Raw genomic sequence first — 18,803 nt, forward strand, 5'->3', positions numbered from 1 at the left:
AGGAACCGCCCTTGAAGACAACAACCCGCACCGACGAAAAGCTCACCGTCGCCGAGGTCTGCGCCGAACTCAAGATCGCCCGCTCCACCTTCTACGACTGGCGCGCCAAGAAACAGGGCCCCCGCTGCATCACCCTCGCCAACCGCGAACTACGCATCCGCCGCTCCGAACTCGACCGCTGGCTCAAGGAGCGAGAGGACGTCGCCTGATGTCGAAGACCACCTACAGCGTCCGCTTCTGGGCGATCAAGACGTACAAGGGCACCAGGGTCACCACTCACACCGTCCGCTGGATCGTGGACGGTCGCGAGTGGAAGGAGCCCTTCCGCACCCTTGCCCACGCCGAGAGCTTCCGCGCCCAGCTCATGACCGCCGCCCGGCAAGGCGAGGCCTTCAGCGTCGCCACAGGACGCCCCATCTCCTGGCAGCGCGAGGAGACCGCCCTCACGTGGTTCACCTTCACGCTCTCCTACGTCGAAGCCAAGTGGCGCTACGCCGCACCGAACCACCGCCGCGGCATCGCGGAGGCCCTCACCGACGCCTCAGAGGCCCTCCTGACCAAGCAGAACGGCGCACCAGACACCGACACACAACGCGCCGCCCTCCGCTGGGCCTACAGCGAGCGCCTACGGGGCCCCGCCGAGCCGCCGGCCGAGCTGGCAGCGACACTGCGCTGGCTCGAAGCCAACACAGTGCCCATGACAGCTTTCGAGGAACCGGGCAAGGGCGCCCTCCTCACACGCGGCATGCTCGACCGGATCAGCCAGACCAGGGACGGCAAGATCGCTGCCGCCAACACGGCGAACCGCAAGCGCATGAGCCTGAACAACGCCATGGAGTACGCCGTAGAGATCGGCGCCCTGTCCTCCAACCCACTCAAGGCAGTGAAGTGGACGAAGCCCCGCACGCTTACTGGCGTTGACCCACGAGTCGTAATCAACGTCGAACAGGCCCGACGTTTCCTGGCCGCCGTCCAGCGCCAAGGCGCCCGAGGCCAGCGCATGAAGGCGTTCTTCGGCTGCATGTACTTCGCCGCCCTCCGGCCGGAAGAGGTAGTCGACCTACGCCAGGAGCACCTCATCAGCCTCCCCGAGAAGGGCTGGGGCGAGATGCGCCTCACCCACGCCGAACCTCGCGCCGGCAGCCGATGGACCAACAGCGGCAAGGTACGCGAGCGCCGCGCACTCAAGCACCGAGCAGACGGCGAGACCCGCGCCGTACCCATCCACCCAGAACTCGGCGCGATGCTCCGTGAGCACATCCGCGAGTTCGGCACCGGCCCCGACAACCGCATTTTCATCGGCCCTCGAGGCGGCCTCATGACGGATCGTGCCTACCTGAAAGTCTTCCACGAGGCACGCACTAACGCGTTCGCCCCGGCAGAGGCCATGTCGCCTCTCATGCTTGTCCCCTACGACCTACGCCACGCATGCGTCTCCACCTGGCTCAACGCAGGCGTTCCCGCGCCTCAAGTTGCTGAATGGGCTGGCCACAGCGTCAACGTCTTGCTACGCGTCTACGCCAAGTGCATCCACGGCCAGCAGGGCGAAGCAATGCGACGCATATGGGACGCCACCAAGTGACCGCGTGTTGCGCCGACAAGTTGTGTTCATACGTTCTGGACAGGGCCACACACATCGTTGGAGACTTGATCTATGCCCGCAGCAACCGTGGCAGCGAACAGTACACGGCCATTTCATCAGACAAGATCACTCGGTTTCTTGATTCCCAATCCTCGATCAACCAAAACAAGTACACCACTTTTCCCGGCGTCTACTCAGACGTCGCGCAGCCCATAAGCAACCGAATCCTGGAACCAGGGTCCCGGGAAATTGGCGTGGCCGCACTCAATGATTTGAACTTGGCACTAGCACGTCAGCGACGCTGTGCAACGATTCGATTAGTCGACGCACCGCTACACGGTCGGCATCCCGTTTCGGCATCGCGGTCAAAACAATGAGGAGGAATCATGCATTGGTGCGAGTCTGGCCCAGATGAGCCAGCACGCGTCTCTACGGATCCACGATGAAGTATGAGCGCCTCAGAACTGACGACGATTTCGCCCAAGCTCGCTTCGTCATGCAGGCCGCCCTCAGTCAGAGCGCACAAGCACCCGCGATACGCCACCCCAACGGATTCACGAAAATTCCATTGTCGGCGAGCGCTGACAAAAGGAGGTTATTTCTTCACGTATGGGAGAATCCTGCATCGGATTCGCAGATACACGATCACCGCTGGGGATTTACTTCGATTGTTCTAGCAGGCCACCTTGTTAACACCACATATAATCTCGAACCCTGCGTGAGCGGCATGAGCGATATGCGCGGCGCTCACATAGCAACTTACAGTTCAGACGGCGCCACCTTCGCGCTTGAGCCCGCCGGCGGCTCCGCTGTAGTGCCGGTCGTGCGGGCTCGTGTGACCTTGAGCCGCGGCGAGCAATACTCACAGGAACCGACGGAACTGCACAGAGTAGCCGCAGCGGCCGGAACGGTGACCTTCGTGGCACGGGATAGGCATGTCAAGCCCGTCGCCCGGGTGCTGATTGCGAGGGACGGCGGCCCATCCCGAGAGGACTTCACGCGTGTTGCACCCGCAGAGCGTGACGCTTTGATCCGATCCGTGCTACAGCAGATCACGTGAATGCGCGATTGCCGGTGGCCATACGAGCTGCGGCCGGGATGGTGAAGAAGCTGGGCCGGCGCGACATGCCGGCTCTAGCACGCTGCGATGTCGTGCTAGTAGTGCCCGCCTTTATCCCTTCGGAGCCAAAGGAACCGTTTGAGGCGGGGCCTCTAGCCTTACGCTGGCGGATCGGACGTCGCGACGAACTCGCCGCGACGGCGGAAAGTCGTCGATCATATACCTCCGATGGACTGTTGCCACTTCTCTGGGCGAACACTGTGCGCTGGCATCATGAAGTCAGCGACTTGGCCATGCCGAAGACCGGCTTCGTGCTTTCCGGAGTGGAGGTCGTTCGACTCACGCCAGACGCGCTCAGAGCAGCAGGCAGAGTCGACAGCCAAAAAGCGAACGGTGTCGCGTTGCTGCACGGCACCTTGCCCGTTCAGAATGGCGAGAGGGTTCCAAGGGCGCTCCACAGAACCTGTAACATCGATCCGAGTCATGGACGAGCGCAGCGAGAATGGATTAGTCGTCAACTGCCCGAAGGGACTACCGTCTCTGCCTCGACGCGTGAAGCTCTCGCATGCACCCTGATCACTGCGGCTAATCGGCTGCCACGACTTTTTCCTCGACAGGAATACGCCGATTGGCAACTTGAGGAACAGTGGCTCTGGAGTCTCTACTACTCCGCCCGATATCTGCCGGACGCCGAGAATATCGACGACCTCCGCGCCTTGCGCATTCGCATGTCGTCGAAAGTTCGTGGCATCGTTTCTCATAGAGGTCTATCACTGGTCGGTACTACCCGGGACCCGGGCCGTGACACACCCACCAACTTCTACGACGGGACTACCTACCACTTGCGCACCCTCTACGCTGATGCCGTCGCGCTCGCATGCTTGCAGCGGATCTTTCTTGAGGCGATCGGTGGTGCGGTAGCTAGGACCGGGCGTCATGAACCCAAGCGCGACGAGGTCGCCCGCCTGGAACGGGACCTTCTCAGCTTTCGCCGTACTTATTGGTCTGCCCATTTTGGCCGACGAGAAGCCATTGACGTGATTTTGGCTGCCTGCCAGGATCAATTCGGGCTGCAAGCGGAAATGGATCGGCTGACACGGGATCTCGGAGAGTTCTCCCGCCAAGTCCAGGCCGCAGCGAGCGAGACTACCAATGCGATCCTAGGATTGCTTACAGCCGTGGGCCTTCCCATCACGGTTGGGATTGCTATGTGGCAAGGGCTGGCCGACAACGACTACCCGTCACTGTGGAAAACGGTTGCACTGTCGGGGGTTGTCTCGCTGGGACTCGTCCTGGTATTCCCCGGGCTCAAGAGACTGCTTTCAAGCATCTTCTCGTGGAGACGGCGATGAGAACGTTCGAGAGTCCACCGCGGCAGGCACCCGGCTTCCCTCCTGGATGTGCAGACGCTGGTGATGTGCTAGCGGGGGTAGAGGGCTCAGCAGTAACAGTAGTCGTGGTCACTACTGCCCTGCGATATATGATCGAGGCACAGGGCGATCACATCCGCGGTCTGGAACTCGTGCGCTCCGAACTGGCCCAATTCGCCACCACTCTTCCGTCGGCCTGGCGAGCCGGGTTTTACGGAAAGGACCTGATCGCCGTCCACCCTGGGGCCAAGCCCAGCATGGCCATGGCCATAGGCGAAACCCTGCCTGCCGACTCACGCACCCGGATGGGATGGTCTTGGACCACCGTCGCGCTCTCCGGGTCTCCGAGTCGCCGGATCTCCACCTTGCTGGCCGCCTGCTATCGCGCTGGTGTTGCCGCGCGGTTGCGGCGCAACTATTCAGGCTTGCAAGCTAGTGAGGCTCAGCGGAGCCTTGAGGAGTGGCGCGCCCAACGGCCGAATCCATGTGAACACGAGGTCGCGTCGATGCTCGCAGCGGTGCTGGTCAGGCCCTACGGCGCCCAGGAGGTAGCAGTCGGCGACGGGGATGATCCCCGCTGGCCAGGAGTTCGGCGGGGCGACCGAATCGGGGAGCTTGCTAGCGCGCCGGAAATGCCGTTCTACGTGATCACTGATGTCCATGGCGTTGAGTGGGGGCTGAAGAAGGAATCAGCACCGACTGTCGGGACGAATGCGACAACTTCAGCCGAAGGCAACGCCACACGACTGTTACCCGTGGCACGCGCATGGCTCGCAGCCGAGCGAAGCACAGCCATGACGTTGGACGCGGCGTACAACGACCGCTTGGATCGTGAGCAATCCCTAGCTGTCCACCTCCGCTCTCTCAGTTGTCAGCCAGGGATGCTTTTCGGGACGTTGGGCGACGGCCTCGAAGGGATGGTGCCATCCAAGGATTACTTCAGGACGATCTTGACAGCTACGAATGCCTCCAACGAAGGGCGGCTTCGCAGTGGAGCAGGAGCAGCGAGGGCACAGAAAGCCGATGCGGCAGGTCGGGACGTTGCGCGACGACAGGCTGAGTTCAGCCTCCACGTGACGAAACTGCTCACGCCAGAGGACACACCCTTCGCAGAGTTGCACGTGTTCGGAGAACCCCTGCCAGCCCGCGAAAGCCGAATCGTCCTCGATCGGTTACTGCACCTGCGTGATCACCCCAGTCACCACTGGCATCACGCTCGCCGCCACGCGGACCACTGGCTACGACACCTTCCTCCCGCGTCTCACCGCGAGTTCATCGATGCGCTTGGGACACCTCTCCACCGCCACGAGGCGGAGTCCCAATGGAGCGACGCGCCCTGATAAGAGAGGACAGGATCCCAGAAGTGCGTCAGGCGAGCCGCTGCGGTGCTCAGGGAGCCAAAGGAGGACCTCGACTGGAACGAGTGCGCGTCCCAATAGTCCAGCCACTCTACGGGTGGCTCTGGGAGTGTGGTTGGAATCGTCCGACCCATATGCGAAAACTCGATCTCGACGTCATCCCTCAACACCGACGTATCCAGTTGCGCGGCGGCGGGACTCGATGCCGCCACGAGAAAATCCCACAAGTCCGACCAACGAGTATTCACCCGGTTGTCGCTACGCCGCTTGGTATAGCGGAGCAGCTTCTGCGCTAGGCACCTGCTGAGAGTCGCCGCAGGAGCACACGTTGTGGACGTCGGGAACGTTATGGGTATCACCCGCGTGTCAGCGAGTGCGCCTTCCTCCGGGACCGTCAGGACATCTACGGTGATGAAGGCCACTACTGGGTCGCGCCCCACTCCTAGCAGTACTCGGTACACCTGTGGCTTTGCTCTTGGGTCGCTGAACCGCATGGCCTCAGACCCGAGGATGTCCACTGAACCACCTTCGTCATCCATCAGTGACACGGTGTGACGGAGGAGGGCATCAGCAGCGGGTGCTGCGATGCTGACGTCGAGGTCACGAGGAAGTCTGGCAGTCGGCCCAACATGCGCTAGGAGGGCGGCGGCGCCCTTGACATGCCAAAGGCCGGAAGGCAGCGCATTCGTCAGGCCCTCAATAGCGGACGCATATGCCCGGATGGATGTCCGGCTGATGAGCGGAAGGACCTCGTATTCGTGCTCGCCCCAGGCGGCCGTCTCGGCGGGATACATCACAGCAGAGTTTCCACGCTAGGCAGATCAGCCCCCCGTCCGCTCAACCACCCACTATCCCGTGCCCATGAGGACAGACGCTTCGTAGGCGCGGGCGTGATCCGGCCCTGCTCAAGTGAGGCCCGCCATGCCAGTGCACGTACGGCTACCACATCGGAGTTCGCTGCGTCTTGGACTGTTCGTTTGGGCAAGGTCACGAGAAGGGCCGGATGACGTATCGCCAAGGCAAGCAGTCGTGCCTGAGGCCACGGTGCTGGCTCTCGTTCCAGCCACTGATGGAAGATTTCCATCCCCTTCGTCGTCTCCGCGAAGTGGTCTAGGTAGTGGATCGCACGCGGAAGCAGGTAAGGATGCGCACCTGTTATCGCGACAAGATCTCTCAGGGCGATGGCGTCTCCCAAGGGGCCAAGCCGGGACAGCGCATAGCGCGCCGCCCGTACGTCATCGTGTTCAACGGCGAGACGCCAAACCTCCGCAGGCTGACCAGCAACGTTTCTGGCGGGGCCGGCCAGCGGCCATGCTGCCGACCGGATGCCTGTCTTGGCATCGGAAAGTCTGAGCCCCTGGTTAGCCAGTTCCTCGGCGATGAGTTGACGAACTTGCTGGGCTTCGTCGTCGTCGGTGACGAACACGTGGATGTCGTCCGACCAGCGAACCCATCGAGGCCCTACAGCTCTTTCAAGTGCCGCATCAAGCGGCTCTAGTACGGTGCCACAGAGTCGGTTAGCCCAGATATGGCCTCGCAGGCAACATCTGCCGGCGACAGCGTGAAGGGCGGTGAGTTCCTTGGCAAGCGCCGAAGTCATCCACGGCTGCCGCACCAAGATCTCCAGGGACACCGAGGCGGAGAACCGATGCACATCGGCGTACAGCACAAGCGGGTAACGGTCGTCTGTGGACAACTCTCGAAGACGCGCGGCGCGCTTCCAGTAGCCGGCGTGGTAGTCCGAGTAGCTAGAGCGATAGCTGAATACGCCTGGGGGCGGCAGGTGACCCGTGAGTGCCTCGTCCACGAGCCAGTGCAGGCGAGCACGCAGCATCACGTCGATGATTGCGAGTCGCTCCGAATGCATGGCCATCTGCACCGTGATCTCGTCCGCCTCAACAGGGCTGGCGGAGGGCGTAGAGCCTTCACTCAGTGCACCTACGGCGTCTACGGCACCGATGGCATCAGGTACCCAATCCGTCAAGAGGTCGGCCACAAAGCCGCGTGCCAGAGCACCATGCCGCTGGTCGGTCACGCCCCACCTACTCCGACGCCTTCGATCGCCACTCATTCCATACGCCAGCTCAACGAGGTGAGGAGGCAAGGGGGAGGCCGGCCGCTCACCCAGTTCCTCCTCCCTACTCGCGTCGAATCCGTGCCTAGAACTTGGCCGCGTATTAGCCGTGGCTGCCCGCTAAGTACCGGTGACCGTCGTAGACGGTCGGACACAACGCGAGAGGCCCGTCACCGCGTTTCCGCTGGTGACGGGCCTCTTCCCGCTGGTGTGGCAGGTGCAAGGTTCGAACTTGCGTAGGCTGAGCCGACGGTTTTACAGACCGCTCCCTTTGGCCACTCGGGCAACCTGCCGTGCCATCCGCTCTCGCGGCGACAGACAGAAGAATAGCGGACTTCCGAGGTGTACGTGACACCAGTTTGTCCCCAGCCGGATCGTGGTCACCGGCTGCGCCGGAACAGCATGCGTCCCATCCCGCGTGCGTGCTGGTCGAAGCCTGCCGCGTCGTTGGTTCTGGGGAAGGGTTCGTCCGGGACGGGTACGCCGAGGAAGTCGCACAGCGGCTGCCAGCCCTGGGCGACTTCGAACACCAGCAGGCGGTCCTGGGGGATGGTGGCTTTGACCTCCTCCACGTGTTCGGTGAAGATCTTGAGGGCGAGTTCGGTGTCGGGGATGCCGCCGCCGAAGACGCGCTCGCTCACGACCAACCGGGTCATCCGGATGAATGCCGCGAAGTCCGTGTCGAGGAGGCGGGAGAGCGTGGCCATCGTCCGGCCCGACCAGGTGCGGGCGCGGGCCGACTGCTTGAAGATGGTGGCGTTCATGCTGGCCAGCCAGCGTTCCGGGTCGCGGACGGTGAGGATGACCTTGGCGTCGGTGTAGTGGTGGGCGAGTTCGCGCCAGTACGCGGCGGCCGGCCAGTCGACGCAGGAGTCGTACCCCGACATGAGGGTTTCCCAGGTGACCGGACGGCCTTCGGCGAGGTCCAGCCAGCGTCGGATGTGGACGGGATTCTGGAGCACCTCCGTCATGTGATGACATGGGCCGAAGCCCAGACGTTCCAGCGCGGTCTTCGTGGACAAGGTTCCGGTACGGCCGAAGCCGGCTCCGATGACTCGCATGATCCCTACCAATACGATCGGAAACTGCGAAATGTGGGTCCACAGGCATGATCCGTCGCCAAGGGCCCGGCATCAAGCCGCCTCGCACCCACGTGGACTGCACGGCGCGCCGATGCTGGCTAGGCTCGTTCGCTGGGTCCGCGCATTCGGCGTACGACGGAGCGGTTTCGCGTACGGCGGAGAGGCGGGATCCCGAATAACGCTTTCACAGCCGAGAGGATGGGTGTTTTGGCCGATTCATCTTTCGATATCGTCAGCAAGATCGACCGCCAGGAGGTCGACAACGCGCTGAACCAGACGGCCAAGGAGATCGGACACCGCTTCGACTTCAAGGGCACCGGGGCGAGCATCAGCTGGACCGGTGAGAACATCGAGATCAAGGCGAACAGCGAGGAGCGCGCCAATGCCGCACTCGACGCGTTCAAGGACAAGGTGGTCAAGCGCGGGCTCTCGCTGAAGATCCTCGACGCGGGCGAGCCCAGGCTGTCGGGCAAGGAATACCGCATGCTGGTCACCCTCAAGGAGGGCATCGACCAGGAGAACGCCAAGAAGATCTCCAAGCTGATCCGCGACGAGGGCCCCAAGGGCATCAAGGCGCAGATCCAGGGCGAGGAGCTGCGGGTCAGTTCGAAGAAGAAGGACGATCTGCAGGACGTCATTTCTCTGCTCAAGGGCAAGGATCTCGACATCGCTCTGCAATTCGTGAACTACCGCTAACAGGTCGGCATCCGGGGCACATGGCGGCGTACGCGCCTTCTTGTGCCTCGGGCCTGCATTCGCGGTGGAACGGGCGAATCCGGCATCGTAGGCTCGACCACCGTGACGAAGATCCCCCTGCGCCGCTTCACGGCACGCGTCCTGCCCCTTGATGCGAAAGACCGAGTGCTGCTGCTGCACGGCTTTGATCCGCAACTGCCGGACAAGCCGTTCTGGTTCACCATCGGGGGCGCGGCGGAGGCCGGCGAGGAGCTTCGGCAGGCCGCCGCGCGCGAGCTGTACGAGGAGGTCGGGATCCGGCGGGAGGTGGCGGAGTTCACCGGGCCGTACGGAACGAGCACGATCGAGTTCTGCTGGTCCGATTATGCGATCACACAGGACCAGACCTTCTTCGCGATCCGCGTGCACGACACCGCCGTGTCGTTCGAGCACATGGAGCAGATCGAGAAGGAGACGACGACCGGGCATCGGTGGTGGAGCGCGGAGGAACTCGAGAACACCCAGGAGACCTTCTTCCCGGAGGACCTGCCGGCCATCCTGAGGAGGATCGCTGCGGCCGGAGAGCTCGGGTAGCCCCGACGTCGCCGGAAGGCCCTGATCGCCACAGCAGGACCGCTGAAGGGCACGATGACGGGTGAGCCCCGTTCGGGGCTCACGGTCGATTTCGGAGGCCCTGACGCATTCGGCGCGGACGCGTCCCCCGCACTTCGCCTGGCCGGGAAGGTCAGCGGCGGTAGCCGGCCATGCGCTCCAGCCTCGCCACCCGCTCCGACGTGGGCGGATGCGTCGAGAAGAGGCGGCCGAAGCCGGATCCGCTGAACGGGTTCGCGATCATCATGTGGGACGCCGACGTGAGACGGCTGTTCTCGGGAAGCGGCAGCCTGCGCGCGCCCATCTCGATCTTGCGAAGGGCCGAGGCCAGGGCCAGCGGGTCGCCCGTGAGCCGCGCTCCCGACTCGTCGGCCTGGAACTCTCTGGTGCGGGAGATCGCCATCTGGACCATCCCGGCCGCCACGGGCCCGAGGATCATCATCAGCAGGGCGCCCACGAACCCGGGCCCCTCGTCGTCGTCGGAACCGCCGAAGAAGACGGCGACGTAGCTGAGCCACGTGATCATCGTGGCCAGCGCACCGGCCACGGACGAGACCAGGATGTCCCGGTTGTACACGTGGGACAGCTCGTGCCCGATCACGCCGCGCAGCTCGGACTCGTCGAGCAGCTGGGTCAGGCCGTACGTGACGCAGACGGCGGCCTTCCGCGGGCTGCGGCCGGTCGCGAAGGCGTTGGGCTGGACCGTCGGGGAGATGTACAGCCGCGGCATCGGCTGGCGCGCCTCGGTGGAGAGCTCGCGGACGATCCGGTAGAGCGTGGGGTGCTCGACCTCGCTGACCGGCCTGGCCCGCATGGCCGACAACGCGATGCGGTCGGAGAAGAAGTAGGCGACGCCGTTGCTCACCAGGGCCAGCACGAGCGCGATCTGCAGGCCCGTGCCACCCCCCAGCCACGCGCCCATCACGATGATGAACGCGGACAGACCTCCCAGGAGGATGGCGGTACGCAGACCGTTGTGGTGCAAGGTCTCCCCCCTTCGTGGTCCGGGTTTCACCTCGTCCAACGATGATGACCCGCTCTATCGTTCCCCGGCGTGCTCAGCTGCGGGCGGAGCGCGACTTACCGCCGTGTCCGCCCGGGGAGCAGGCGGGGTGCGGCCCGGCTGCCCGCATGAGGACAGCCGGTGTCATGACCTGCCTACGGTCAGCTCGTGGCCGATAAGGACGTCATGTCCAGCACGAGCTGCGGAGCGACCGAGAAGAGGATCGCCACGGCCAGGGCCAGCCCGACGGCGAGCCACGCCGACGGGGACGAGCCACGCAGGCGCGTCTCCCCGGGAGAGGCGAAGAGGCGGGCCGCCCAGGCGGCGTAGTAGTAGAGGCCGATCACGGTGTTGACGGCCATGACCAGCGCGAGCCAGCCGAGGCCGCCTTCGACGATCGTCCGGAACACGAAGACCTTGGCGAAGAGGCCGGCCAGCCCCGGCGGCAGCCCTGCCAGGCAGACCAGGCAGAAGGCCAGCGCGATGCCGGCCGCCGGGCTGCGGAGGACCAGGCCGCGATAATCGTCGAGCTCGTTGCGCGGGGCGGCCTTGGAGACGAGCATGACGACGGCGAAGGCCCCGAGGTTCATGGCCGCGTAGATGACCAGGTACGCGACGGATGTGCCGGTCGCGGCCTGGGACGGGGCCTGGGACGTGGCCGCCGTGGCGGCGATCGCCAGCGGGGCCAGGACGTAGCCGGACTGGGCGACCGAGGACCAGGCCAGCATGCGGACGGCCGACCGCTGACGCATGGCGAGCAGGTTGCCCACGGTCATGGTCAGCGCCGAGATGACCGCGATCACCGGCCCCCAGGTGGACGACTGGCCGGCCAGCCCGGTGACCAGGACCAGGATGAGCCCCGCGAACCCGGCCGCCTTGGAGATGACCGAGAGCAGGGCCGCCACCGGAACGGGCGCGCCCTGGTAGACGTCCGCCGCCCAGGAGTGGAACGGCACGGCGGCGATCTTGAACGCGAACCCGGCCGCCACGAGGACGACGCCCACCGTGACGACCGCGGGCAGCCCGTGGGCCGTCTCCAGGGCGGTGGAGTGCGTGCCCGCCGCCCCCGGTGCCGGGATCCGGCCGCCCAGGACGGCCGCCACGCGGGACAGGTGGACCGCCCCGGAGACGCCGTAGAGAAGGGAGACGCCGAACAGCATGACGGCCGTGGACACGACCGACACGACGAAGAGCTTGACCGCGGCCTCCGAGGCGCGGCCGTCGTAGCGTCTGAGCGCGGTGAGGGCGAACACCGGCAGCGAGACGAGTTCGAGTGCCACCACGAGCATGATCAGGTCGCGGGAGGCGGGCAGGGTCACCGCGCCGACGAGGGTGCACAGCAGCAGGAAGTACCACTCACCGGCCGGGATGCCGCCCCCGGCCAGCTCCGTCATCGACATCAGCACGACCACCAAGGCCGCGACGAGCACCAGCCCCGCGAAGACCGTCGTGAACCGGTCGGCGACGAACGAGCAGAGCGTGCCCGCTCCCCCGGTCGCGAGGTCCGGCGGCACGCAGAACGTCGCCCGGGACGTGCCGCCTGCGGTCTGCGCGACCACGAATCCGAGGGCCACGACGACCCCCGCCAGGGTCACCAGCCCGAGCGCGGTGCGGGTACGCGTCGAGGCAGGCAGGAACACGTCGAGCAGCAGCACGAGCCCGGCCACCACCGCCAATGCCAGCGGCGGCGCGATCACGAAGTAGTCGATCTGCTGAGTCATGGCAGGGCTCCCAGCAGGGTCTGCGCCACCGGCGTGGTGAGTGAGAGCAGGAGACCGGGCCAGAGCCCGAAGAGCACGATCAGGACCACCAGCGGGGTCCACGCCGCCGCCTCATAGGACCGGAGGTCGTCGATGCGCTGCGTGGCGTTCCCGGCTTCGAGGGTGGCGGTCGCCGGCTGCCCCGGGAACGACTCCTCCGAGCCGAGAGGCACAACGGGACGTTCGTCCGGAGTCGCCCCCTCCGGCGGGGTCTCCCGCCGCCGCGCGGCTCCCGACGGACGGCCGTGGGTGACGCGGGACAGCATGAGCACGAAGTACGCGGCCGTCAGGACCGCCCCCAGGCCGCCGATCACCATGTACGTGCGGAAGAGCGCACGTGGCAGGCCGCTCGCCGGCTGGAACGACCCCAGCAGCGCCAGCATCTCCCCCCAGAACCCGGCCAGGCCGGGCAGCCCGAGGGAGGCGATCGCGGCGAACGTGAGCACCGATCCCAGTCGCGGCATCGTGGCCAGCAGGCCGCCGCCGAGGCTCGGCATGTCGGCCGTGTGATAGCGGTCCTTGATCCCACCGGCGAGAAAGAACAGCAGGCCGGTGATCAGGCCATGGGCGACGTTCGCGAACAGGGCGCCGTTGACGCCGACCGGGGTCAGGGTGGCGAAGCCGAGCAGGACGAAGCCCATGTGACCCACGGACGAGTAGGCGATCATGCGTTTGAGGTCACGCTGGGCCAGGCACGCCAGGGCGCCGTAGACGATGCCGGCCACGGCGAACGCCCCCAGCCACGGCGCCACGGCGGTCGCGCCCTCGGGGAGGACGGGGATGGCGATCCTGGCGAAACCGTACGTGCCCATCTTCAGCAGCACTCCGGCCAGCAGCACCGAGCCGACGGTCGGGGCCTCGGTGTGGGCGTCGGGCAGCCAGGTGTGCAGGGGCCACATCGGCGTCTTGACCGCCAGGCCCACACCGATCGCCACGAACGCCAGGATCTGCACGGACCTGGACATTCCTGCGCCGTGGGCGGCGGCCAGCTCCGCCATGTCGAGCGTGCCGGTCCGCGCCCAGACGAGCAGTAGACCGAGGAGCATCACGACCGAGCCGAGCAGCGTGTACAGGATGAACTTGACCGACGCCGCCCGGCGCCCTGCGCCGCCCCAGATGCCGATCAGGAAGTACATCGGGATCAGCACGATCTCGAAGAAGACGAAGAAGAGCAGCAGGTCGAGGGCGAGGAACGTGCCGATCATGCCGACTTCGAGCACCAGCAGCGTGAACACCAGCGCCCTCGGCCTGTTCCCCAGGAACCGGCTCGGCGTGCGGGGCCGGCCCCAGGACAGGTAGCCGAAGCAGAGGAACGTCAGCAGCGCGGTGAGCACGATCAGCGGCAGCGAGATGCCGTCGACGCCCAGATGGAAGCGGAGCTCCAGGCCGGGGATCCATGGCTGGTCGACCGCGAACTGCAGGCTCGTCGGCCGCCCGTGGTCGAACGTGGCCGCCATGACCAGGGCCAGTGCCAGCGTGACCCCCGAGAGGATCAAACCGTACGTGCGCAGGGCCGGGCGGAGCGCGCCGGGGGCGAGGAGGAGCACGAGCGCGCCGAGCAGGGGCACGGCGAGCAGTGCGACCGACAGCCAGCCCGTCATGTGAGCATCACCGCCCCCACCGCGATCAGGATCACGCCGGCGAGAACGCCGCTGACATAGAGCTGCACGTTGCCGTTCTGGACCAGGCGCAGCCATCCGGACAGGCCGCGGGCGGTGCGGCCCGACCCGCGGACTGCGCCGTCGACGACCACGTCGTCCGTTCTGACGACCAGCCGGGCCAGGGCTGTGATCGGGCGGACGAACAGCGCCGCGTAGACGTCGTCGACGTAGAAGGCGCGCTCGCAGGGCACCCGTAGAGGGCCCAGCAGGCGGGCCGGGTCGGTGACGGGATCGCCGCGCCAGACGGCGTAGATGACGCCCGCGCCGAGCAGCGCGAGCACGACGCTGATCGCGGCCACCGCCAGGTCGACGTGCGGCTGCCCCGCGAAGCCCAGCAGCAGAGCGGGGACCGCGAGGAGCACGACGGGCACGAGCATGGTCTTGGGGGCCTCGGTGACGTCGACGACGTGGGCCGTGCCGGGCTCGGGCTCAGGGAGTGCCACCACGCGCGGCGGCCCGAAGAACGTGCGGAGCCAGGCTCTGGTGGCGTACGCGCCGGTGACGGCGACGGTCGCGAGGGCGCAGCCGTACAGGAGCAGGGCGGCGGCGTCCGTCAGGCCGCCGCCGGCCAGCGCGGCGTCCATGGCCGCCAGGACGCCGTCCTTGCTGAAGAAGCCGCTGGCCGGTGGGAGGCCCATCAGAGCGGCGAACCCCACCGTCATCGTCACGAACGTGACCGGCAGCTCGCGACGCAACCCGCCCATCTGGGTCATCAGGTTGGAGCCGACGTGGTGGATCACCACTCCCGCGCACAGGAACAGCAGTGCCTTGAACGCCCCGTGGGTCACCAGGTGGAAGATCGCCGCCCGGTCGGAGCCCGCGGCCAGGCCGCCGGCCATGTAGGCGAGCTGGCTGACCGTGGAGTAGGCGAGCACCCGTTTCAGGTCGTCCTGGGCGAACGCGGCCAGTGCGGCGCCCAGCATGCCGATCGCGGCGATGACGGCCAGGGCGTCGAGCGTGGGACGGGCGGCGAGGAAGGCGGGAAAGAGCCTGGCCACGATGAAGATGCCGGCGGCGACCATGGTGGCGGCGTGGATCAGCGCGCTGATCGGGGTCGGGCCGGCCATGGCGTCGGGGAGCCAGGTGTGCAGCGGCACCTGGGCGCTCTTGCCGGCGACGCCGCACAGCAGCAGCATGGTGGCCGTCGTCAGGGTGGCCGCGGACATGTCGGGCACCTTCGCCAGCACGTCGGCGACGCGGAAGCTGCCCGCCGCCGTGCCGAGGACGAAGATGCCGAACAGGAAGCCGACGTCGCCGAGCCGGGTGACGAGGAACGCCTTGACCGCCGCGCGCGAATTGCCCCGGTCTTCCCACCAGTGACCGATGAGGAGGTAGGAGCACAGGCCCATGATCTCCCAGCCCACGTAGAGGACCAGGAGGTCGCCCGCGTAGACCACCAGGAGCATGGCGCTGGTGAACAGGCTGATGAACGCGCTGTAGGAGGGGTAGCGGGGATCGTCTTTGAGGTAGCCGACCGAGTAGACCTGCACGGCCAGCGCCACCAGCGTCACCAGGACGCCGAGGACGGCCGACAGGTCGTCGGCCAGCAGGGTCAGCGAGATCGGGACGCCGCCGGTGACGATCGAGCCGTACGTGCGGCCCACGGACGCCGAGGGAGCGCCGCCTTCGAGGAACGTGAAGCCCGGCCCCCAGGCCAGCCAGAGAGCCAGGACGGCCGACGCCGCGGTCGGGATGACGGCGATCCAGGCGGCTCGGGCGTTGGCGCGTTCGCCGGCGGTCTTCTCGGCCGCGGCGAGCCGCGCTTCGACCGGTGGTTGTTCCTGGACAGCGGGGCGGGCGTGCGGCCAGCGGGAGAGCAGCAGGCCGGTGGCGGCGGCGAGGGCGGGCAGCAACACGGCCAGCAGCGGGAACGTCGTCACAGCTCGCCCCCTCTCCGGGCGCGGCGGTCGTCCGAGAGGGGCTGGCCTGGGCCGGTCGGCGAGGCCGGATGGTGGTCGTTGAGAGAGGGCGGGGTGGTGCCGGAGGGGGTGGCGGTCGGGACCAGGTCAGGGCGTTCGTCGGCGGGCTCGGACAGGTCGCGGAGGTGGTCGAGGTCGACGGTGCGGCGGTTGCGGTAGAGCGCCAGGACGATCGCCAGGCCGAGGCCGACCTCGGCGGCGGCGATGACGATGACGAAGAGGGTGAGCACCTGACCGCTGTGCAGCCGGTCGCGCAGCCACACGTCGAACGCCACCAGGTTGAGGTTGACGGCGTTGAGCATCAGCTCGACCGACATCAGCACGAGGATCGTGTTGCGCCTGGCGAGCACGCCGTAGACGCCCACGGAGAACAGCAGCGCGGAGACGACCGCCGGGTAGACGATGTGCACTAGTGGCCCCCACTCTGATCGGGCGGCGAGCCGGGAATGTCCGTTCGGGACAGCACGATGGCTCCGATCAATGCGGCGAGCAGCAGCACGGACAGCGCCTCGAACGGCAGCACCCAGGTGGCGAAGACGCTGGCGCCCAGTTCCTTCGCCGCCCCCTGGCCCGGTGTGAGCGGGGTGTACGCCGTGCGGAAACCGTCGATCACGACCGTGACCAGGACCGCGGCGGTCGCCACCGCCACCAGGGCGGCCACCGGCCGGTTGCCGCTGTCGAGGTCGGCGGAACGACCGATCGGCGCACGGGTGAGCATGATGCCGAACAACATCAGGACCACCACCGCGCCCACGTAGATGAGCACCTGGACCCAGGCCACGAACTCGGCGGTCAGCACCAGGTAGCCGCCCGCGAGCGCGCCGAAGGAGACCACGAGCCACAGGGCGGCGTGGACCAGTTGCCGGGTCGTGACGACGAGCAGCGCCGATCCAACCGCTACCGCTCCCAGCAGCAAGAAGACGATCTCTTGCCCGGTGGGTGACAGGTAGGATGGCACCGCCTCGGTCACGACTCCTCCTCGGACTCCTCTGTGTCGTCAGGGCCGAGCCGCCCCGGCGGTCGGATGGACCTCGGGTCCGCCATCCGGCGCCTGCGGGGGCTCGCGGAAGAAGTCTGCTCGTCCGGGCCGGGTTCCGGAGACGGTTCACCCGCGCCTGTGGAAAACCTGTTCGAGGGCGGCTCGCCTGTGGATGAAGGCGTTCGCGGCGGGTGCTCGTCCGAGGCCGGGGCGTCCTGGTCCCCTGTGGTCGGGCGGTTCGGCTCCTCGCCTGCCGGAGCTGCGGCGTCGTCGTCATGGACGTGCGGCGCGTCGCCCTCCGCCGCGGGGGGAACGTCGCCTTCCGTCACGTCTGATGGGCTTGCCGCTATTGACGGTTTCGGGGTGGTTGTGTCGGACGGGCGGGTGTCTTCCGGCTCATTGTTCTGTGCATCGGCGGACGGTTCGGCCGCTTGCGTGCTGGGCGGGAGAGCGCCTGGAGGACGGATGCCTCGTACGTTGGACATGGGCCTGCGCGTACGCTCCCGGCGGCCCGCAGGGGGCGGGGGCGCGGCAGGGCCCTCACCTGGCGCGGCTTCGGGAGCTTCCGCGGAGCCGGCCTTCTCACCTGCCTGCTCTTCCCGGTCGGCGCCGGCGCGCTCTTCGACGCCTCCGACCGACGGGCCCGCGTCGGTGCGCCCAGAAGGCGGAGTTGCGCCGGCCCGTCCGGCCTCACCCGCTGCGGCCCCCTCGGGGCCAGGGGCGGCTTCCCCGCCTTCGGGACGGCGCGCTGCTTCGGCGCCGGGGGTTGCGCCGACTGCGGGGCCGGTGCCGGGTGTTGCGCTCGCGGCGGAGTCGGGGCCGGGCGTGGATGTGGCGGCGGCCTCGGAGTCGGCGCCCGCGTTCGCGCGGGCGGCAGCCGTCCCCGGCTCTCCGCTCCGCGGGGGCACGGCGCCCGGCTCGGCGGCGCTCGGCTCGGTCACGCCCCCGCCCGGGACGCCCGTCGCTCCCCTGCGGGCACGCTCGCCCTGCGGGCCTACGTCCGGTCGCGCTGTGCCCGTTCCCTGGGGGGCCGTTGACGGTGCTTCGCCCGTGGTGCCCTCCCGCTCTCGCGGGGCGCGGCGGGCGGCTCCGGCGGGGCCGGGCGCTTCAGGCGCTGCTCCGGGGCGGGTGGTTCCGGTACGGGCCGCGGGACGGCGAGGGGCCGCCGTGAGCTCCTTGGGAGGTTCGGCGCCGGGATCGTGGGCGGGCGGCGGCGGGACGGTCTGGGTCCAGGACGCCAGCTTGTCCTTCTCGTGAAGAAGGTTCCGGATGTCACCCTCGGCGTACTCGAACTCCGGAGACCAGAAGAGCGCGTCGAAGGGACAGACCTCGATGCAGATGCCGCAGTACATGCACAGCGCGAAGTCGATGGCGAACCGGTCGAGCACGTTGCGCTGACGGGGACGCCCGCCCTCAGGTGCCGGGATCGTCTCCTTGTGGGAGTCGATGTAGATACACCAGTCGGGGCACTCTCGGGCACATAGCATGCAAGAGGTGCAATTTTCCTCGACGAGGGCGATAACGCCTCGACTGCGCGGCGGAAGAGCCGGCTTGACCTCGGGATACTGCTGGGTGACGGATTTGCGCAGCATGTGGCGAAGGGTGATGGACAGCCCTTTCGCCAGTCCGACTCCCGGTATCCGCGCCATGGTTCAACATCATGACGTA

At 67.0% G+C, this 18,803-nt stretch carries 16 protein-coding genes, 1 tRNA gene and 1 pseudogene; 7 read left to right on the forward strand and 11 right to left on the reverse strand.

Annotated features, from left to right (window positions below):
• Positions 1-11 precede the first annotated feature (11 nt).
• From AB0J46_RS05940 to AB0J46_RS05960, 5 genes are all read left to right on the forward strand, one after another.
• A complete protein-coding gene (locus tag AB0J46_RS05940) occupies positions 12-209 on the forward strand; it encodes a helix-turn-helix domain-containing protein (protein WP_364327028.1) in 198 nt (65 codons plus the stop codon).
• Positions 209-1,582, forward strand: a complete 1,374-nt coding sequence (locus AB0J46_RS05945; RefSeq protein WP_364327031.1) for a tyrosine-type recombinase/integrase — start codon at positions 209-211, stop codon at positions 1,580-1,582. Before AB0J46_RS05940 ends, AB0J46_RS05945 begins: the two co-directional genes overlap by 1 nt.
• Before the next feature lie 442 nt (positions 1,583-2,024).
• Entirely contained in the window at positions 2,025-2,642 is a 618-nt protein-coding gene (locus tag AB0J46_RS05950; protein WP_364327034.1) for a hypothetical protein, read from the forward strand.
• Between the two features lie 38 nt (positions 2,643-2,680).
• Entirely contained in the window at positions 2,681-3,994 is a 1,314-nt protein-coding gene (locus AB0J46_RS05955; RefSeq protein ID WP_364327037.1) for a hypothetical protein, read from the forward strand.
• Between the two features lie 128 nt (positions 3,995-4,122).
• Positions 4,123-5,352, forward strand: coding sequence for a hypothetical protein (locus tag AB0J46_RS05960; protein ID WP_364328039.1), 1,230 nt, complete (start codon positions 4,123-4,125; stop codon positions 5,350-5,352).
• Here AB0J46_RS05960 and AB0J46_RS05965 read toward each other — a convergent pair.
• From AB0J46_RS05965 to AB0J46_RS05980, 4 genes are all read right to left on the reverse strand, one after another.
• The gene (locus tag AB0J46_RS05965; protein ID WP_364327040.1) at positions 5,274-6,164 is read right to left on the reverse strand and encodes a nucleotidyl transferase AbiEii/AbiGii toxin family protein; all 891 of its coding nucleotides are present in this window, start codon (positions 6,162-6,164) and stop codon (positions 5,274-5,276) included. The genes AB0J46_RS05960 and AB0J46_RS05965 overlap by 79 nt on opposite strands.
• The gene (locus AB0J46_RS05970) at positions 6,164-7,405 is read right to left on the reverse strand and encodes a hypothetical protein (protein ID WP_364327043.1); all 1,242 of its coding nucleotides are present in this window, start codon (positions 7,403-7,405) and stop codon (positions 6,164-6,166) included. Before AB0J46_RS05970 ends, AB0J46_RS05965 begins: the two co-directional genes overlap by 1 nt.
• A 250-nt stretch (positions 7,406-7,655) precedes the next feature.
• Positions 7,656-7,737: transfer RNA gene (locus AB0J46_RS05975), tRNA-Tyr, on the reverse strand.
• Between the two features lie 87 nt (positions 7,738-7,824).
• Complete coding sequence (locus AB0J46_RS05980) at positions 7,825-8,505, reverse strand: sulfotransferase family protein (protein WP_364327046.1); 681 nt, start codon at positions 8,503-8,505, stop codon at positions 7,825-7,827.
• A gap of 219 nt (positions 8,506-8,724) precedes the next feature.
• On the opposite strand from AB0J46_RS05980, the gene AB0J46_RS05985 reads away from it, so the two are divergent.
• Positions 8,725-9,222, forward strand: coding sequence for a YajQ family cyclic di-GMP-binding protein (locus tag AB0J46_RS05985; RefSeq protein WP_364327049.1), 498 nt, complete (start codon positions 8,725-8,727; stop codon positions 9,220-9,222).
• Between the two features lie 102 nt (positions 9,223-9,324).
• Complete coding sequence (locus AB0J46_RS05990) at positions 9,325-9,795, forward strand: NUDIX domain-containing protein (RefSeq protein WP_364327052.1); 471 nt, start codon at positions 9,325-9,327, stop codon at positions 9,793-9,795.
• Between the two features lie 151 nt (positions 9,796-9,946).
• On the opposite strand, the gene htpX is transcribed toward AB0J46_RS05990, so the two are convergent.
• The 7 genes and pseudogenes from htpX to AB0J46_RS06025 form a co-directional block, all read right to left on the reverse strand.
• Positions 9,947-10,798, reverse strand: a complete 852-nt coding sequence (htpX, locus tag AB0J46_RS05995) for a zinc metalloprotease HtpX (RefSeq protein ID WP_364327055.1) — start codon at positions 10,796-10,798, stop codon at positions 9,947-9,949.
• Positions 10,799-10,977: 179 nt separating this feature from the next.
• Positions 10,978-12,537: an NADH-quinone oxidoreductase subunit N gene (locus tag AB0J46_RS06000; protein ID WP_364327058.1), complete on the reverse strand. Its 1,560-nt coding sequence runs from the start codon at positions 12,535-12,537 to the stop codon at positions 10,978-10,980.
• Positions 12,534-14,177, reverse strand: coding sequence for an NADH-quinone oxidoreductase subunit M (locus AB0J46_RS06005; RefSeq protein WP_364327060.1), 1,644 nt, complete (start codon positions 14,175-14,177; stop codon positions 12,534-12,536). Before AB0J46_RS06005 ends, AB0J46_RS06000 begins: the two co-directional genes overlap by 4 nt.
• Complete coding sequence (locus AB0J46_RS06010) at positions 14,174-16,117, reverse strand: NADH-quinone oxidoreductase subunit L (RefSeq protein ID WP_364327063.1); 1,944 nt, start codon at positions 16,115-16,117, stop codon at positions 14,174-14,176. The genes AB0J46_RS06005 and AB0J46_RS06010 overlap by 4 nt, the downstream gene beginning before the upstream one ends.
• 146 nt (positions 16,118-16,263) lie before the next feature.
• Positions 16,264-16,566, reverse strand: a pseudogene (gene nuoK, locus AB0J46_RS06015) (NADH-quinone oxidoreductase subunit NuoK); the annotation flags it as partial.
• Positions 16,566-17,126, reverse strand: a complete 561-nt coding sequence (locus AB0J46_RS06020) for an NADH-quinone oxidoreductase subunit J (protein WP_364327066.1) — start codon at positions 17,124-17,126, stop codon at positions 16,566-16,568. The gene AB0J46_RS06020 and the pseudogene nuoK, both read right to left, overlap by 1 nt.
• Complete coding sequence (locus AB0J46_RS06025; RefSeq protein ID WP_364327069.1) at positions 17,123-18,784, reverse strand: 4Fe-4S binding protein; 1,662 nt, start codon at positions 18,782-18,784, stop codon at positions 17,123-17,125. Before AB0J46_RS06025 ends, AB0J46_RS06020 begins: the two co-directional genes overlap by 4 nt.
• Positions 18,785-18,803 lie beyond the last annotated feature (19 nt).

The organism is Nonomuraea sp. NPDC049758, from assembly GCF_040674635.1.
Taxonomy (GTDB): Bacteria; Actinomycetota; Actinomycetes; order Streptosporangiales; family Streptosporangiaceae; genus Nonomuraea.

Bases quoted from the DNA above. Each gene is read 5' to 3' on its own strand.
- AB0J46_RS05945 (WP_364327031.1), top strand. From the start codon at position 209: ATGTCGAAGACCACCTACAGCGTCCGCTTCTGGGCGATCAAGACGTAC.
- AB0J46_RS05950 (WP_364327034.1), top strand. From the start codon at position 2,025: ATGAAGTATGAGCGCCTCAGAACTGACGACGATTTCGCCCAAGCTCGC.
- AB0J46_RS05955 (WP_364327037.1), top strand. From the start codon at position 2,681: ATGGTGAAGAAGCTGGGCCGGCGCGACATGCCGGCTCTAGCACGCTGC.
- AB0J46_RS05980 (WP_364327046.1), bottom strand. From the start codon at position 8,505: ATGCGAGTCATCGGAGCCGGCTTCGGCCGTACCGGAACCTTGTCCACG.
- AB0J46_RS05960 (WP_364328039.1), top strand. From the start codon at position 4,123: ATGATCGAGGCACAGGGCGATCACATCCGCGGTCTGGAACTCGTGCGC.
- AB0J46_RS05985 (WP_364327049.1), top strand. From the start codon at position 8,725: ATGGGTGTTTTGGCCGATTCATCTTTCGATATCGTCAGCAAGATCGAC.
- AB0J46_RS06000 (WP_364327058.1), bottom strand. From the start codon at position 12,537: ATGACTCAGCAGATCGACTACTTCGTGATCGCGCCGCCGCTGGCATTG.
- AB0J46_RS05965 (WP_364327040.1), bottom strand. From the start codon at position 6,164: ATGTATCCCGCCGAGACGGCCGCCTGGGGCGAGCACGAATACGAGGTC.
- AB0J46_RS06005 (WP_364327060.1), bottom strand. From the start codon at position 14,177: ATGACGGGCTGGCTGTCGGTCGCACTGCTCGCCGTGCCCCTGCTCGGC.
- AB0J46_RS06025 (WP_364327069.1), bottom strand. From the start codon at position 18,784: ATGGCGCGGATACCGGGAGTCGGACTGGCGAAAGGGCTGTCCATCACC.